This is a genomic window from Planococcus wigleyi (assembly GCF_014836985.1).
Lineage (GTDB): Bacteria > Bacillota > Bacilli > Bacillales_A > Planococcaceae > Planococcus > Planococcus notacanthi.
In genome coordinates this window covers 54576-70388 of sequence record NZ_JACSPU010000006.1, presented here as the reverse complement: position 1 = coordinate 70388, position 15813 = coordinate 54576, and the positions used below count along the sequence as shown (strand labels likewise).

Sequence of the window (15813 nt, the reverse complement as noted above, 5' to 3'; positions counted from 1 at the left end):
GTCACAAAGGAGGAGTTAGATTTGAGTACTAACGAACGTTCATTGGAACAGCGATTGCTGGTCTTCATGCGTGAAGAAGCATACAAGCCGCTGACTGTACAGGAAATAGAAGAGCAATTCGGTTTTGAAGATGCCGATGAATTTAAGGAATTGGTGAAAACATTGGTGCGTCTTGAAGAAACGGGTGCACTTGTCCGTTCAAGATCAAACCGTTACGGTGTGCCGGAACGCATGAACCTGATGCGCGGAAAATTCATCGGGCATCCAAAAGGCTTCGGCTTTGTCGCTCCTGAAGAAGCAGGAGTGGATGATGTCTTTATTCCGCCGACTGAAACAAATGGTGCAATAAATGGTGATACCGTGCTGATCCGTGTATCTGAAGGGTCTTCTGGGGACCGTCGCGAAGGCGCGATTATCCGGATCATCGAACGCGGCACCACAAGAGCTGTCGGAACATTCCAGGACAATAAAGGTTTCGGTTTTGTTGTAACAGATGATAAAAAAATGAACATGGACATCTTTATTGCTAAAGACGATACATTAGGGGCTGTAGATGGCCACAAAGTGGTCGTTGAGATTACCGGCTGGCCGGAAGGCAGAAAATCTGCAACAGGCATGGTCACGCAGATTCTTGGCCATAAAAATGACCCGGGTGTCGATATTCTTTCCATTATCCATAAATACGGCATTGAAACGGAATTTCCGCCGGATGTTCTGGAACAGGCGAATAATGTACCGGATGAAATTGATCCGGCCGATTTGAACGACCGCACCGATTTGCGCAACGAACAGATTGTGACGATTGATGGGGCTGACGCCAAAGACTTGGATGATGCCGTTCAAGTAGTGAAGTATGAAGATGGCACGTATAAATTAGGCGTACATATCGCTGACGTCAGCCATTACGTGACGGAAGGCTCGGCTATTGACCGGGAAGCCTATGACCGTGCAACAAGCATCTATTTGACTGATCGTGTCATTCCGATGATCCCGCACCGTCTGTCAAATGGCATTTGTTCATTGAATCCGCAGGTGGATCGTCTGACTTTGTCTTGTGAAATGATTTTCAATGATCAGGGCGAAGTGCTGTCCCATGAAATCTTCCAGAGTGTCATCAAGACCTCGGCACGTATGACTTATACAGATGTCTATGAAATTCTCGAACAGGACAACCAAGAGCTGAAAGAAAAGTACAGCGAATTGGTACCGATGTTCGAATTGATGAAAGAACTTGCTGAAGTACTTCGTACGAAGCGGATGCGCCGTGGTGCCATCGATTTCGATTTCAAGGAATCCAAAGTGCTGGTGGATGAAAATGGCTACCCGGTGGACGTTGTGGTTCGTGAACGCACAGTAGCTGAACGTCTGATTGAAGAGTTTATGCTGGCTGCCAATGAAACAGTAGCTGAACATTTCCATCACATGAATGTGCCCGCTATTTACCGTATCCACGAAGATCCAAAGCCTGAAAAACTGCAGCGCTTTTTCGAATTCGTTACGAATTTCGGCATCGTGGTGAAAGGTTCAGGAACACAAATTCATCCAAAAGCTTTGCAGGAAATTGTTGAGTCGATTGCAGGGACTCCGGAAGAACCGGTCATTTCAACTATGATGCTTCGTTCGATGCAACAGGCGAAATACTCGAATGAAAGCCTGGGGCATTTTGGTTTGTCTACGGAATTCTACACGCATTTCACGTCGCCGATTCGCCGTTACCCTGATTTGGTTGTACACCGCCTAATTCGAACTTACTTGATCGAGAAGGACCTGTCGAAAAAAACAATTGCCTATTGGGAAGCCAATATGGATGATATTGCGACACATACGTCGGAACGCGAACGCCGCGCAGTGGAAGCTGAACGAGATACAGACGCTTTGAAGAAGTCACAGTTTATGGCTGATAAAATCGGCGAGCAATTTACCGGCATCATTTCTTCTGTAACGAATTTCGGTTTGTTCATCGAACTCGCGAACACCATTGAAGGTTTGGTTCACGTTTCCAATATGACAGATGATTATTACCGTTTCGACGATCGCAGCATGATGATGATCGGCGAACGAAATAAACGCCAATTCCGGATTGGTGATGAAATTGAAATCAAAGTCATCGGCGTAAAACCGGAAGAGTCGTCCATTGATTTTGAAATTGTAGGCATGGTGCAAAACACTCGCCAGTCGAGAAGAGAACAGCCGAAAGTAATCCGTGCCACGAAAAAAGACGGTGGCGGAAAACCGGGACGCGACGGCAAGAAGCCAGAAGGCGGCGGTCCTACACGCAAGCCAAAAAACAAAAAGAAAAAGTTTTATGAAGGCGCCGCAAAACAAGGACGCAACAAGAAAAAATAAAATAGCGGCTTCAGAGCCGCTTTTTTGAATCTAGCTGAGGTGAAACCACATGGCCAAAGGAGAAGGCAAAGTAATTGCCCAAAACAAGAAAGCCGGTTTCGATTTTTTCATCGAAGAAACGATCGAGGCAGGGATTGTCTTGCAGGGTACTGAGATTAAATCTGCACGAAACGGCAAAGTCCAATTGAAGGATTCGTTTGTTCGGATCCGTAATGGGGAAGCCTGGATTTCAAATATGCACATCAACCCTTACGAGCAGGGCAACCAGTTTAACCATGACCCGACACGTTCACGTAAATTGTTGTTGCATAAGAAACAGATCGCTGATTTGCAGGCACATTCGAAAGTCCAGGGTTCTGCAATCATTCCACTGAAAATGTATTTGAAAGACGGCTTTGCGAAAATTTTGCTTGGCGTCGGTAAAGGGAAGAAGAACTACGACAAACGGGAAGATTTGAAGAAGAAAGACGCAAAACGTCAAATCGACCGTGCCATAAAAGAACACAACCGCTAAGACTTGATGTCAGACCAATGTTGCCTTATACTAGAGATATAGCACATGAAGCTGTTTATTCATCTTCCGTGTCTCTTTTTAATAAGGGGACGTTACGGATTCGACAGGGATGATCTGGGCTTGGGTCGCGCGTCGGAGGGTCGGCTCCGTCACCAACGTATTTATAACAACTGGCAAAACAAACCAAAACCTAGCATTCGCAGCGTAAGCTCGGATCTGCTTTATCTATCCATCGCCCATGTGGCTGGGTAAAGCTCAACTTTAGTGGGATACAACGTTTGCTGCCATCTGAGGCAAACGGGAGAGATTCTCAGATTAGTGCCCAGGACGCCTGCTTATTGGCAGAATGGTGCATGAAACCTCAATGAATAAGCTACACGCGTAGACGCTCAAGTAGCGGAGTTTCTGGACGCGGGTTCGACTCCCGCCGTCTCCATAGTGAGATAAAAAACGTCAAAACCCTTACAGGTTTTGGCGTTTTTTTGTTGTTCTGTTGCTGCTCCTTTCTACTTCTAGCAGAGTCTTCCATCAACAATTTATATTAGAAGGTTTATTAGTGTCCTTAGCACTGATTTACAAGGGAATACGGAGCGAAATGGGTTTTTACGAACTTTTAATGATAGATGACGTCCTCTTATAAAAGGGCTTTGAAAGAGGTGACACAATGGGATTTTGGTATTTTTTAATTTTAGGCATCGGAATGTATTTGCTGTTGAAAGGAATCTTTTCGAAAAGTCGATTTTCCTTGCTGATTCGAACAGCAGTAATCTGCATAGGAGCAGCAAGTATTGCTTTTTCACTGTTTATGTTTTCACCAGGAAGTGCTGAAATCATTTCACAATTATTGATCCAAGAATGAAGAAGATGAACCCATCTCTCCTTATAAAAGCAACCTTATTTTACTGTGAAGCCACTGGCTGGACTATATAAGCACTGGAGGCATTTTTTAATGATTTCTCACAAGGTTTCCATTCGCAAAATGGTTCATGCCGATTATGACATTATGGCTCGGTGGTTAAGCACACCGGAAGTTCTGGAATTCTACGGAGAGGTGGATTCCCCATATTTGTTAGATCAGGTAAAGGCAAAATATAAACCGAGAGTAAACGGAGAAGTTCATGTGTACCCGTTTATTGTGGAGTTGGACACAATGCCAATCGGATTTATGCAATATTATAAATTGGCTGAAGAAATCCAGGCAGGATTCGGCTATCCTCCAACGTTGAATGTATGCGGCATCGACCAATTTATCGGGGTACCCGAATACTTTAACCAAGGAATCGGGACGACCATGGTTACAAAATTCACAAATACACTTTTTCATTTGAAAAACGTGGATTTAATTGTGTTGGATCCTTAAGTTTTCAATACAAGAGCGGTTCGATGTTATGAGAAATGCGGTTTTAAGAAAGTGAAAAAAGTACATAATGATATTTGCTGGTTGATGGAGCTGGAAGCAAGAAACGACATATTTGTTACTGGCAAAGATTTTATAAGTTGAAAGAATATAGGTGAGATGAAATAGGGAACAAATTGCCATATTTCTATCCTGTAATCATATGCAAAAGTCTTCAGCAATGGTTTATGTTTTCACAGCTGGACTCAATGTGCTACACTAACGGACATGATGTTTGAGAGGGGAATTTTAATGATTAAAAAAGTTTTACTGACAATTGTACTTGGCGGATCGATGGCGGCAATGGCTGCATGTGGAGGCGACGCTGAAGAAAAAACGAGCGAAGAAGCGGCTCCACAAGAGGAAGCGGCGGCAGAGGAAAAAGCTGCTGGTGAACAACAGCCGGAAATGCCGGAACCTGATTTAAAAGACATCCCTGATGTCGTTGCAGAAGTAAATGGAGAAGAAATCGATAAAAAAGAATTTGAATCGGCTTATACAGGCCAATTCCAGCAGATGGCCATGCAGGCCCAAATGTCTGGACAAGAGGTAGACCAGGCTCAGCTGAAAGAGCAAATCGCTGAAAGTTTAGTTGCACAAGAGCTGTTGGTTCAAGAAACGGAGAAACAGAAGATCGAAGTGACAGATGAGCAGACCGATGCTTCGTTGAAAGAATTGGCTGAGCAAAACGGACTGGCATCGTCTGAAGAGTTCTTGGCAGCACTTGAAGAGCAGGGACTTTCTGAAGAAGAAGTGAGAAAGCAAGTGCAAACCCAAGTGAAAGTGGATCAACTGGTTGCACAGGAGGCCGGCGAAATAAAGCCGACTGAAGAAGAGCTCAAGAAAGTTTATGAGCAAGCCCAAGCCCAGCAAAAAGAGGCTGGAAGTGATGAAGAGCTTCCGGCATTCGAAGAAGTGAAGCCGCAACTTGAAGAACAGGTTAAAATGCAAAAAGAAAGTGAAGCTGTCCAAGGATTGATCGCTAAACTCCGCGAATCGGCAGACGTCACAATTAACTTATAAAACAGCAGCCAGATCCCGTGTGGATCTGGTTTTTCTATGCCTATTCTACATGTAAGTTCTTTCATTTTATTTCCTATTTATAAGAAAACGGTTTATAGATTGAAGATAAGGGTATTGAAAATAGGTGCAATTATCAGTCATATAACATATCGTCCGTATCATTTTCTAACTAAAACAGCGGGTTTGACAGGAATAGAAATCTTCCGTATGCTTTAAACTTGTGATAATGAGAAACTTGAGGCAGCGGAGGTTCTTCATTCACCGCTGATTTTAAGTTGCTCAATTCGTGCTTTGGCGGTCAGTGGACTCCTACTTAGAGCAGTAGGAGTATTGCTGGCCGTTAAAGCGGAATAAAAATTAAGGAGGGGGTACTATATGAAGAAAGTAACCAATGTATTTTGGATTGCACTTGCACTCGTATTATTAGCCATTGGCTACGGAGCCATTGCGCCTGATAATTTTGCAGAAGTTACAGGAAATATAGAATCGTTCCTGACAACTTCGTTCGGATGGTATTACTTATTGGTAGTTTCCATTATGGTTTTGTTCTGTTTGTTTTTCCTCATCAGTCCGATGGGGCAGATTAAACTGGGCAAAGATACAGACAAACCCGAGTTCTCATTCGGGACATGGATTGCCATGCTGTTTTCAGCAGGAATGGGAATCGGTCTGGTTTTCTGGGGAGCTGCAGAGCCGCTGTCGCATTTTGCGATCGATTCGGCTACAGCTGAACCCGGAACTGCAGAAGCTATGCGTGAATCAATGCGATTCAGCTTTTTCCACTGGGGAATTCATGCGTGGGCCATATATGCCGTAGTGGCATTGGCGCTTGCATATGCCCAGTTTAGAAAAGGGGAGCCGGGATTGATTTCCGCTACTTTGAAGCCGTTGTTTGGAGATAAGATGAAAGGTCCATGGGGAACATTAGTGGACGTCATCGCTGTTTTTGCAACAGTTGTGGGTGTCGCAACAACTCTGGGCTTTGGTGCTATTCAAATCAATGGCGGCCTTGCGTTCTTATTTGATGGAATAGCAGGAGACAGCTTTGCTGTTCAATTGATCATTATTGCTATTGTAACGGTATTGTTTATGTTTTCTGCATGGAGCGGATTAAGCAAAGGAATTAAATACCTGTCCAATACAAATATGGTGTTGGCAGTCGTATTGCTTATCGCAGTCATCATACTTGGACCAACTTTATTGATTATGAATATGTTCACGAATACAATCGGTACATACTTCCAAAACTTAATCGAGATGAGTTTCCGCTCAGCGCCGATAGATGGAGAAAACCGGGCCTGGATTGATGGCTGGACAATCTTCTATTGGGCATGGTGGATTTCCTGGGCTCCGTTTGTCGGTATTTTCATTGCACGTGTATCCAAAGGCCGGACAATTCGCCAGTTCTTATTAGGTGTCTTGATGATTCCAACTTTCATCAGTTTCCTTTGGTTCTCAGCGTTTGGTACAACTGCAATTGATGTACAAAGCAGCGGAGTGGATCTGACAGGCTTGTTGACGGAGGAAACTTTGTTCGCAGTATTCAATGAATTGCCATTAGGTGTCTTGCTGTCGGTTATTGCGATTTTCCTGATTACGACGTTTTTCGTCACTTCTGCCGATTCCGCAACATTTGTACTGGGAATGCAGACGACAGGCGGATCATTGCATCCTCAAAATACGGTAAAACTGACATGGGGAATTTCCCAATCAGCAATCGCTGTAATCTTGTTATCCACAGGAGGACTCGATACATTGCAAACGGTGTTGATCATAGCGGCATTCCCGTTCTCGATCATCATGCTGCTGATGATGGCGTCCTTCTACAAAGCACTGAATATCGAATACAAAGCTATAAAACGAAAACGTTAAAACCGCCGCTTCGGCGGTTTTTTCATTGGAGAACAGGTATAATGGGAGTCAGGAAACAACAAGATGGAGGATTTTTAACTATGGAAAAACCGCATGTATTATTAGTGGACGGAATGGCGTTGCTGTTCCGCTCATTTTTCGCAACTTCAGCAGTAGGCCAATATTTCCGCACCACTGATGGATTGGCAACAAACGGAGTACAGGGTTTTGCGCGCCACGTATTGGCGGCGAAATCATTGATGAAGCCGACGCATATGGCTGTTTGCTGGGATATGGGGGCGAAAACATTCCGCACAGAGCTATTCGATGGCTACAAAGCGAATCGTCCGGCACCTCCAGAAGATATGGTTCACCAGTTTGATTTGGCTCAGGCGATTTCTGAACAGCTTGGCTGGAAGAATTATGGGGAGAAGGGAATTGAAGCTGATGACTTTATCGGTTCGTTCACAAAGCAGTGGCAGGATCAAGTGGATTTCACGATCATTACCGGTGATAAAGACATGCTGCAATTGCTGACGCCCTCAGTCAATATCGCGTTTATGAAAAAAGGCTACCACGTCTATGATGTTTACACGGAAGCCAGGTTCATCGAAGAGTACGGCATTCAGCCATCACAATTTGCGGATGTTAAAGCGTTTATGGGCGATCCGAGCGACGGTTACCCAGGAGTCAAAGGCATCGGTCCGAAGACTGCGCTTCAGCTGATCCAAAACTACGGTTCGACGGACGGCGTACTTGAAGCCATTGACGAACTAAAGCCTGCACAGAAAAAGAAAATCGATGAGCATAAGGAAATGCTTTTGCTATCAAAAAAACTGGCTGTCATCAAATGTGACATCCAGTTGGAAGTGGCACTGGAGGAACTCACTGTTCCTGCCTACACCAATGAACATATTCAATTATGCCGCGACCAGCAATTGCTGTTGCTTGCCAAACAACTCGAAAAAGATGTGGGTGTTACTGCCGATCCCTGGGCATAATCTTTACAAAAGTCAACACCTTACGATTTTCCAGATAAGAAACCGTCCGCATTTTACTGGGGCGGTTTTTTTGTCCGTTGTCGTGGATATACAAAACCAGATCATCGGCTTCCTCTTTAAAGCCGATCAGCGGTACCCAATGATAGCTGAAAAGCGGTTTTGAAAACCATTGGAATGTAAAATAGCGGTCGAACTTCATTGCAAGCGGCCGTCCTGCCAACAATTCTTCCTTGACCTCATCGAGGCTTCGAATTTTTTTCACTTCGTAACGTTTCCCGCCGACTTTATGGAAATTCTTAATCAACCGCCAAGTGAACAGTCCGATAGGGGTTGAGCCAAGCATGCGGTAAAGCTGGTCGACTCCAATTTTTAGCCCTTCATGGTGTTGAAGAATCGAGGCGGCAGTGACAGGGCCACATGCAGAAGAACGGTATTTCTCAGAAACGGATTCATCATGCTGAGACAGTCCTTGAAATGCGATCAGCTTTTTCACAGCGAATACCTCCGAATCATTTTGATTGCACAGCTTGTCATATTCTTAAAGGCTAGTTTTTATTTTCCGTAAGCAACTGTTCCAAAGCAACTCTGAAAGTTGTATACACTTCCAGCTCTACTTGGATGCCGGCGTGAACAATCTCACGCACAAACAATGGATTAAATCCTGCGTAAATAGCACGCAGCCCCATTAGTCCAAGAGCAGAATTTAACTGGCTCAATTCACTGCCAAGCCCGTCGTAATCGAATTCTGCAAAATCATCCGTCGTTACGCCGGTGAAATCGAAAATGACGCGTTCTGTTTCGCGATGCTTTTCTGCATACTTCAAGACTTTCGTGCGGATCATATCAAAACGGTCTGTGAAAATGAAACCCGCAATTGGCACTAAAATAGTTTTAGGGACAATCGATGGAATAATGGGTGCCGACATGTTCTTAATAAGCTTTTCGTAATAAACAAGCTGTTCTTTTAATTCTTTAATTTCCTGTTGTGAATCCATTTCCAATACCTCCGCAGTTTTTATAAGATGCTCGAATCAATTAGTGAATATGAGAATAGTATTTGATCAGCCTCTTTGTTCACTACGAATAGAGTTTACATCAGCAGCTGAAAATTTAATACGTTCTATATTATAGCGAAAAAAAGGAGCAGGCGGGAGCCTACTCTTTTTGGTCATTTAAAAATTCAGTAACCGATTCAGGTGATTTGGCGTTGGCGCTGTGAAGATGAGCGGTCTTTTCGCCGTCTTTAAAAATTAATAGACTTGGAATACCCATGACATCATATTTTTCAGCAAGGTCTGGAAGCTCGTCGCGGTTCACGTCAAACCATTGGTACTGGTTGAATTCTTCGATGATAGGATCGATGAACATGTCCATGCGTGTGCAGTCCGGGCACCAGCCTGCTTGGAATTTCACAATAACCGGTTCACTGCCTTTTATAACTTCGTTAAATTGGTCGTTCGTAGTAAGTGATTTCATCATGTTGCCTCCTTCTAGGTTCTCTTTAAGTTTACCGTGCTTTTCTCAAATCGCAAAGAATCTGTTTATGAAAATTTATGGGAATTTTTTAACGATTAAATATTGCGAAAAAAGGAAATATAACTTACACTAAGAGACATAGAGAACGTTCTATTTTTTTAATCAAAAAATGAATGAGGGTTCATTCAAAAATTCAAGGAGGGTTTGCTAGTGGCTTACCAAATTAGAAAAGCGGCTGTACTCGGTTCAGGTGTAATGGGTTCAGGAATCGCAGCGCACCTTGCAAATATAGGAATCCCTGTATTGTTGCTTGATATTGTTCCGCGTGAATTGTCGAAGGAAGAACAGGCAAAAGGGTTAACTTTAGAGGACAAGGCTGTACGCAATCGCATTGCAACTGGTTCTATCCAGAAACTGCTTAAGCAGAAACCGGCTCCATTGACAGCTAAAAAGAATCTTCAATTAATCACACCAGGAAATCTGGAAGACGATCTTGAAAAATTACAGGAAGTCGATTGGATCATTGAAGTCATTGTTGAAAATCTTGACGTGAAAAAATCATTATACGAAAAAATTGATGGCGTCAGAAAAGACGGCACCATCATTTCTTCAAATACATCAGGCATCAGCATTAATGCGATGGTGGAAGGGCGCTCGGAAGATTTCGGCAAACATTTCCTTGGGACCCACTTTTTCAACCCGCCTCGCTATTTGAAACTGTTGGAAGTAATTCCTGCGAAAACTACAGCTCCTGAAGTCGTGGAGTTTATGACAACATTCGGAGAAGACGTTTTAGGCAAGGGTGTAGTAATTGCAAAAGACACACCGAACTTTATCGCTAACCGCATTGGGACATACGGATTGCTTGTCACTTTGCGTGAAATGATGGCACGTGGCTATTCAATCGGGGAAGTGGATTCTGTAACGGGGCCATTAATCGGCCGTCCGAAATCAGCGACATTCCGTACATTGGATGTTGTAGGGCTGGATACCTTTATGCACGTAGCTAAAAATGTCTATGACCAAACTTCAGGTGAAGAACAGAAAGTGTTCGAAGCACCCGTATTTATGAAGAAGATGGTAGAGAACGGTTGGCTTGGCGCAAAATCGGGCCAAGGGTTTTTCTTGAAAAAAGACAAAGAAATCCTGGAGCTTGATCCGGAGACGCTTGACTACCGCGCAGCCGGAAAATTGAAAACGCCTTCACAGGAAATGGCGAAACAGCAAAAAGGCCTTGCGGCTAAAATGAAAACGCTTGTCTATGCAGAAGATCGCACCGGAGAACTGCTTTGGAGCGTACTGGCTCCGACATTGCGTTATTCGGCCGAATTGAACGGGGAAATCGCAGACGACATCGTTGCCATCGATAATGCCATGAAATGGGGCTTCGGCTGGGAACAAGGTCCGTTTGAAACCTGGGATGCCATCGGTGTCCAAAAATCAGTTGAAAAAATGAAACAGGAAGGGCATCCGGTTCCAGCATTCGTGCAGGCCTTGCTCGACAGCGGAAACGAAACCTTCTATAAAGAAGAAAATAACGACCTTCATTTCTTCAACGGCACAAGCTATCAGCCAGTTCCAGTGAATGAAAAAGTGATTGACTTGAAACGCTACAAGAAAAAGCACGGCGTCATCAAATCAAATTCAGGTGCAAGCTTGATTGACTTAGGCGACGGGATTGCATTGCTTGAATTTCATTCACGCTCGAATGCCATTGGCTTGGATATCATGCAAATGATCAATTACGCAGTCGATGAAGTGGAGAAAAACTTCAAAGGGCTAGTCATAGGCAATCAGGGCAAGAATTTCTGTGTAGGCGCGAACCTCGCCATGATTCTGATGGAAGCACAGGATGACAATATTTTTGAACTTGATTTCACCATCAAGACATTCCAAAATGCCATGATGAAAATCAAATACAGCAATAAACCGGTAGTAGCAGCACCATTCGGCATGTCTCTTGGCGGCGGCGCAGAAGTGGCATTGCCGGCTGCACACATCCAGGCTTCGATGGAGACCTATATGGGCTTGGTGGAGGCAGGCGTCGGGCTGATTCCGGGCGGCGGCGGAAACAAAGAGCTTTATATGAAGCAGTTGAAAGGTTTGCCAAATGGCGTGACCGTAGATTATCAAAACGTCGCCAGCAAAGTATTCGAATCGATTGCGATGGCGAAAGTCTCCACGTCAGCAGAAGAAGCACGGGAAAACAACTTCTTGAATTTCGTGGACGGCATCAGCGTCAACAGCGACCATTTGATCTACGATGCGAAACAAGCGGCTCTTGCACTCTACGAAACGGGCTATCAGGCACCGCAGCGTGAAAAAGTACCGGTAACCGGTGAACCTGGCTACGCGACATTGTTATTGGGCGCAGAAGGCATGTTCATTTCCGGCTATATCAGTGAATACGATTTAAAAATCGCCAAAAAACTGGCGTTTGTACTGTCAGGCGGAAAAGTTCCCTATGGCACAAAAGTGGACGAGCAATACTTGCTTGATCTTGAGCGCCAAGCGTTCTTGAGTCTTGTAGCAGAACCGAAAACCCAGCAGCGCATGCAGCATATGCTGGTTAAAGGAAAACCATTACGTAATTAATCGTTGATTATAAAAGGAGGAACTACACATGCGTGAAGCAGTAATTGTGGCCAGTGCTCGAACACCGGTCGGAAAAGCGGCAAAAGGTTCTTTAGCCACGGTGCGTCCGGACGATTTCGGCGCATTGGTTGTTAGAGAAACGCTACAGCGGGCTGGCGGGTACGACGGGCCGATAGATGATTTGATCATGGGATGTGCCATGCCGGAAGCAGAGCAAGGCATGAACATCGCACGCAATATCGGAGCACTTGCAGGTTTACCGGATACGGTCTCAGCCGTTACCGTCAACCGTTTCTGTTCTTCTGGCCTTCAGTCGATCGCCTATGCAGCAGAACGCATCATGGTTGGTTCAGCTGAAGCAATCATTGCAGGCGGCGTAGAATCGATGAGCATGGTGCCGATGATGGGCAATGTCATCCGTCCAAACGCGAAATTGGCAGAAACAGCACCGCAATACTATATGAGCATGGGGCATACGGCAGAACAAGTAGCCACACAATACGGCATCAGCCGTGAAGACCAGGATGCATTTTCTGTCCGTTCCCATGAAAAAGCGGCAGCAGCCATTGCAGCCGGGCACTTTGATGAAGAAGTTGTGCCTGTCGAAGTGACGAAACGATATGTTGATGAAAACAATAAATACCAGGAGAAAACATCTATGTTCGAAATGGATGAAGGTGTCCGCCATGGCACCAGCATCCAAACCTTGAACAAATTGCGCTCTGCTTTCTCAGCCCGTGGCACGGTTACCGCTGGAAACTCTTCACAGACTTCTGACGGCGCCGGCGCATTGCTGGTGATGGACCGTGAAAAGGCAGAAGCTCTAGGCTTGAAACCGATTGCGAAATTCCGTTCGTTTGCAACTGGCGGCGTACCGCCGGAAGTAATGGGCATCGGTCCTGTTGTAGCCATTCCAAAAGCCTTGAAATTGGCTGGATTGACGATTGATGACATCGATGTATGGGAATTGAACGAAGCATTCGCTTCCCAATCGCTTGGCGTCATTCGGGAGCTTGGATTGGATATCGACAAAGTCAACTTCAACGGGGGAGCCATTGCACTTGGCCATCCACTGGGGGCGACGGGCTCGATCCTGACGATCCGTATGATGAGTGAATTGAAGCGCCAAGGCAAGCAGTTCGGTGTCGTCACAATGTGTATCGGTGGAGGAATGGGCGCAGCAGGCGTCTTTGAAATGCTGTAGAACTGAATTTGATAAATATTTTGTAAGGATATGGAGCATATCAGCGGAAACTCCAGCGGAAAGCGTCCGCCTGGAGCGATTTCTTTAAAATAGAACATAATAAGCAATTACAAAATAGGAGGAATACAAAATGGAACAATCAAAAACATTGATCAAAGGCGGCAGTTTCTTAATTGAAGATGCGGATTTGTCACGGGTATTCACACCGGAAGATTTCACAGAAGAACAAAAAATGATCGCGAAAACGACTGAGGATTACGTCAACACAGAAGTAATGCCGGTTGTTGAAAAACTGGAAAACCACGAATTTGAGCATTCCGTCCGTCTATTGAAAACAGCTGGAGACCTTGGCCTTCTTGGCGCTGATGTTCCGGAACAATACGGCGGTTTAGGATTAGACAAAATCGCATCAGCTTTGATCGCTGAAAAAATGTCGAAAGCGGGCGGTTTCTCAATCACTCACGGAGCACACGTCGGTATCGGTTCACTGCCAATCGTTCTTTTCGGGAATGAAGAACAAAAACAAAGCTACTTGCCGCGCCTTGCGACCGGTGAAATGATTGCAGCTTACGCTTTGACAGAGCCAAGCTCAGGGTCAGATGCATTAGGCGCGAAAACAGTTGCCAAGCTGAACGAAGCAGGCACACATTACGTATTGAACGGTGAAAAGCAATGGATCACCAACGCTGGATTTGCGGATGTATTCGTAGTCTATGCAAAAATTGACGGAGACAAATTCTCTGCCTTTATCGTAGAGCGCGAATTCCCTGGCGTTTCTGTTGGGCCGGAAGAAAAGAAAATGGGCATCAAATCGTCTTCTACACGGACGTTGATCCTTCAGGATGCTGAAGTTCCTGTCGAAAACCTATTAGGTGAAGCTGGTCGCGGACATATTATCGCATTCAACATCTTGAACATCGGCCGCTACAAATTGGGAGTCGGCACTATCGGGGCTTCTAAGCGCGCAATGGAATTGACGATCCCTTACACGAACCAGCGGCAGCAATTCAAGACACCAATTTCCTCATTCAACTTGACGCGTGAGAAATTGGCGACAATGGCATCTAAATTATACGCAGTTGAAAGCTCTGTATATCGTACTGTTGGATTGTTCGAAGACCGCATGAGCAGCTTTACGGATGAGCAGCATGCTGATGGCAAATTAGTGGCTGATTCGATTGCTGAGTTTGCAGTAGAATGCTCACTTAATAAATTCTTCGGTACGGAAACATTGGATTATATCGTAGATGAAGGCGTTCAGTTGCACGGAGGCTACGGCTTTATGCAGGAATACGAAATTGAACGCATTTACCGTGATTCACGCATCAACCGTATTTTTGAAGGAACAAATGAAATCAACCGTCTATTGGTGCCAGGAACGCTATTGCGCAAAGCAATGAAAGGTGAATTGCCATTATTGCAGCATGCACAGAAGCTTCAGGAAGAACTGATGATGATGATGCCGGAAGAAGTTGGCACAGAAGCTTTGGCTCAAGAGAAGTACTTGGTGAAAAATGCCAAGAAAATTGCTTTGCTTGCTGCAGGCCTAGCGGCTCAGACATACGGCACGAAGTTGGAAGCGGAGCAGGAAGTGCTTGTCAACATCGCAGACATCGTGAGCAACGTCTTTGCGATGGAATCAGTAGTGTTGCGTACAGAAAAAGCGATTGCTGCTTCAGGTGAAGAAAAAGCCAAGCAAAAACTTCTGTATACGCAGATTTATTGCCAGGAAGCATTCGACCAGATTGAAAAGGATGCCAAAGAAACGTTGATTGCAGCCATCGAAGGCGACAACCAGCGCATGATGCTTTCAGCATTGCGTAAATTGACCCGTTCAACGCCTTACAACGTCATTGCGAAAAAACGCGAAGCGGCTGTTAAGTTGATTGACGTTGAGAAATACATCGTTTAAGGGATAACGGTAACAGGCAGATCCGAACTTATCGGATTTGCCTGTTTTTTTTTGCGTCGACCGAAAGCCTTCTTTTTGGTAAGCTTAGAAAAAAGGGAGGTTCTAACTTGATTACTTATTATGCGTACCCGAAATGCACAACTTGCCGGAAAGCGAAAAGCTGGCTGGACAAAAATAATGTGGAATATAATGAAATACATATCGCAGAAAACCCGCCGACAAAAGAACAATTGGCTGAAATCTATCAGGCTAGCGGTGTGGAATTGAAGAAGTTTTTCAATACAAGCGGTTTAATCTATCGTTCGCTTGGCTTGAAAGACAAATTATCGACCATGACCGAAGAACAGCAATTAGAGCTTTTGGCTTCAGATGGCATGTTGATCAAGCGTCCGTTGGCTTGGGATGGAAAAAAGGTGACACTAGGTTTTAAAGAAGCCGATTACCAGAATAACTGGCTTTAAGAAACGGCATCATCTTGTATTTCACAGCTGTTTA

At 44.8% G+C, this 15813-nt stretch carries 14 protein-coding genes and 1 other RNA gene; 12 read left to right on the top strand and 3 right to left on the bottom strand.

The genetic code is table 11. The features are described 5' to 3' along the window. The first annotated feature begins 21 nt into the window (after positions 1-21). The 8 genes from rnr (at position 22) to H9630_RS16110 (ending at position 8131) form a co-directional block, all read left to right on the top strand. On the top strand, positions 22-2346 hold the full coding sequence (gene rnr / locus H9630_RS16145; protein ID WP_191716540.1) for a ribonuclease R: 2325 nt from the start codon (positions 22-24) through the stop codon (positions 2344-2346). Between the two features lie 49 nt (positions 2347-2395). Continuing rightward, positions 2396-2860, top strand: a complete 465-nt coding sequence (smpB, locus tag H9630_RS16140; RefSeq protein ID WP_191716539.1) for an SsrA-binding protein SmpB — start codon at positions 2396-2398, stop codon at positions 2858-2860. 85 nt (positions 2861-2945) lie between these two features. After that, positions 2946-3299, top strand: a transfer-messenger RNA (tmRNA) gene (ssrA, locus tag H9630_RS16135). Positions 3300-3524: 225 nt separating this feature from the next. Beyond that, entirely contained in the window at positions 3525-3719 is a 195-nt protein-coding gene (locus tag H9630_RS16130) for a hypothetical protein (RefSeq protein WP_191716538.1), read from the top strand. A 90-nt stretch (positions 3720-3809) separates the two neighbouring features. Then, positions 3810-4220, top strand: a complete 411-nt coding sequence (locus H9630_RS16125; RefSeq protein ID WP_225218619.1) for a GNAT family N-acetyltransferase — start codon at positions 3810-3812, stop codon at positions 4218-4220. Between the two features lie 288 nt (positions 4221-4508). Next, positions 4509-5279, top strand: a complete 771-nt coding sequence (locus tag H9630_RS16120) for a SurA N-terminal domain-containing protein (protein WP_191716537.1) — start codon at positions 4509-4511, stop codon at positions 5277-5279. Positions 5280-5654: 375 nt separating this feature from the next. Beyond that, a complete protein-coding gene (locus H9630_RS16115; RefSeq protein ID WP_191716536.1) occupies positions 5655-7151 on the top strand; it encodes a glycine betaine uptake BCCT transporter in 1497 nt (498 codons plus the stop codon). Positions 7152-7231: 80 nt separating this feature from the next. Further along, positions 7232-8131 carry a 5'-3' exonuclease gene (locus H9630_RS16110; RefSeq protein ID WP_191716535.1) on the top strand — a complete coding sequence of 300 codons (900 nt, stop codon included), beginning with the start codon at positions 7232-7234 and terminating at the stop codon, positions 8129-8131. On the opposite strand, the gene H9630_RS16105 is transcribed toward H9630_RS16110, so the two are convergent. The 3 genes from H9630_RS16105 to H9630_RS16095 form a co-directional block, all read right to left on the bottom strand. Next, positions 8109-8624 (bottom strand): C39 family peptidase, encoded by a 516-nt coding sequence (locus H9630_RS16105; RefSeq protein WP_191716534.1) that lies wholly within the window; start codon positions 8622-8624, stop codon positions 8109-8111. The two genes, H9630_RS16110 and H9630_RS16105, sit on opposite strands and share 23 nt — an antisense overlap. A 52-nt stretch (positions 8625-8676) precedes the next feature. Next, entirely contained in the window at positions 8677-9126 is a 450-nt protein-coding gene (locus H9630_RS16100; protein WP_191716533.1) for an STAS domain-containing protein, read from the bottom strand. Between the two features lie 160 nt (positions 9127-9286). Next, complete coding sequence (locus H9630_RS16095; RefSeq protein WP_191716649.1) at positions 9287-9607, bottom strand: thioredoxin family protein; 321 nt, start codon at positions 9605-9607, stop codon at positions 9287-9289. Between the two features lie 210 nt (positions 9608-9817). Between H9630_RS16095 and H9630_RS16090 the strand changes: the two genes are divergently transcribed. From H9630_RS16090 to H9630_RS16075, 4 genes are all read left to right on the top strand, one after another. After that, positions 9818-12202 carry a 3-hydroxyacyl-CoA dehydrogenase/enoyl-CoA hydratase family protein gene (locus H9630_RS16090; protein WP_191716532.1) on the top strand — a complete coding sequence of 795 codons (2385 nt, stop codon included), beginning with the start codon at positions 9818-9820 and terminating at the stop codon, positions 12200-12202. A 28-nt stretch (positions 12203-12230) separates the two neighbouring features. Beyond that, a complete protein-coding gene (locus tag H9630_RS16085) occupies positions 12231-13406 on the top strand; it encodes an acetyl-CoA C-acetyltransferase (RefSeq protein ID WP_191716531.1) in 1176 nt (391 codons plus the stop codon). 130 nt (positions 13407-13536) lie between these two features. Further along, on the top strand, positions 13537-15318 hold the full coding sequence (locus tag H9630_RS16080; protein ID WP_191716530.1) for an acyl-CoA dehydrogenase family protein: 1782 nt from the start codon (positions 13537-13539) through the stop codon (positions 15316-15318). A 107-nt stretch (positions 15319-15425) separates the two neighbouring features. Continuing rightward, positions 15426-15779, top strand: a complete 354-nt coding sequence (locus tag H9630_RS16075; protein ID WP_191716529.1) for an arsenate reductase family protein — start codon at positions 15426-15428, stop codon at positions 15777-15779. Positions 15780-15813: the final 34 nt, after the last annotated feature.

Bases quoted from the DNA above. Each gene is read 5' to 3' on its own strand.
- smpB (WP_191716539.1), top strand. From the start codon at position 2,396: ATGGCCAAAGGAGAAGGCAAAGTAATTGCCCAAAACAAGAAAGCCGGT.
- H9630_RS16130 (WP_191716538.1), top strand. From the start codon at position 3,525: ATGGGATTTTGGTATTTTTTAATTTTAGGCATCGGAATGTATTTGCTG.
- H9630_RS16125 (WP_225218619.1), top strand. From the start codon at position 3,810: ATGATTTCTCACAAGGTTTCCATTCGCAAAATGGTTCATGCCGATTAT.
- H9630_RS16120 (WP_191716537.1), top strand. From the start codon at position 4,509: ATGATTAAAAAAGTTTTACTGACAATTGTACTTGGCGGATCGATGGCG.
- H9630_RS16115 (WP_191716536.1), top strand. From the start codon at position 5,655: ATGAAGAAAGTAACCAATGTATTTTGGATTGCACTTGCACTCGTATTA.
- H9630_RS16110 (WP_191716535.1), top strand. From the start codon at position 7,232: ATGGAAAAACCGCATGTATTATTAGTGGACGGAATGGCGTTGCTGTTC.
- H9630_RS16100 (WP_191716533.1), bottom strand. From the start codon at position 9,126: ATGGATTCACAACAGGAAATTAAAGAATTAAAAGAACAGCTTGTTTAT.
- H9630_RS16095 (WP_191716649.1), bottom strand. From the start codon at position 9,607: ATGAAATCACTTACTACGAACGACCAATTTAACGAAGTTATAAAAGGC.
- H9630_RS16085 (WP_191716531.1), top strand. From the start codon at position 12,231: ATGCGTGAAGCAGTAATTGTGGCCAGTGCTCGAACACCGGTCGGAAAA.
- H9630_RS16080 (WP_191716530.1), top strand. From the start codon at position 13,537: ATGGAACAATCAAAAACATTGATCAAAGGCGGCAGTTTCTTAATTGAA.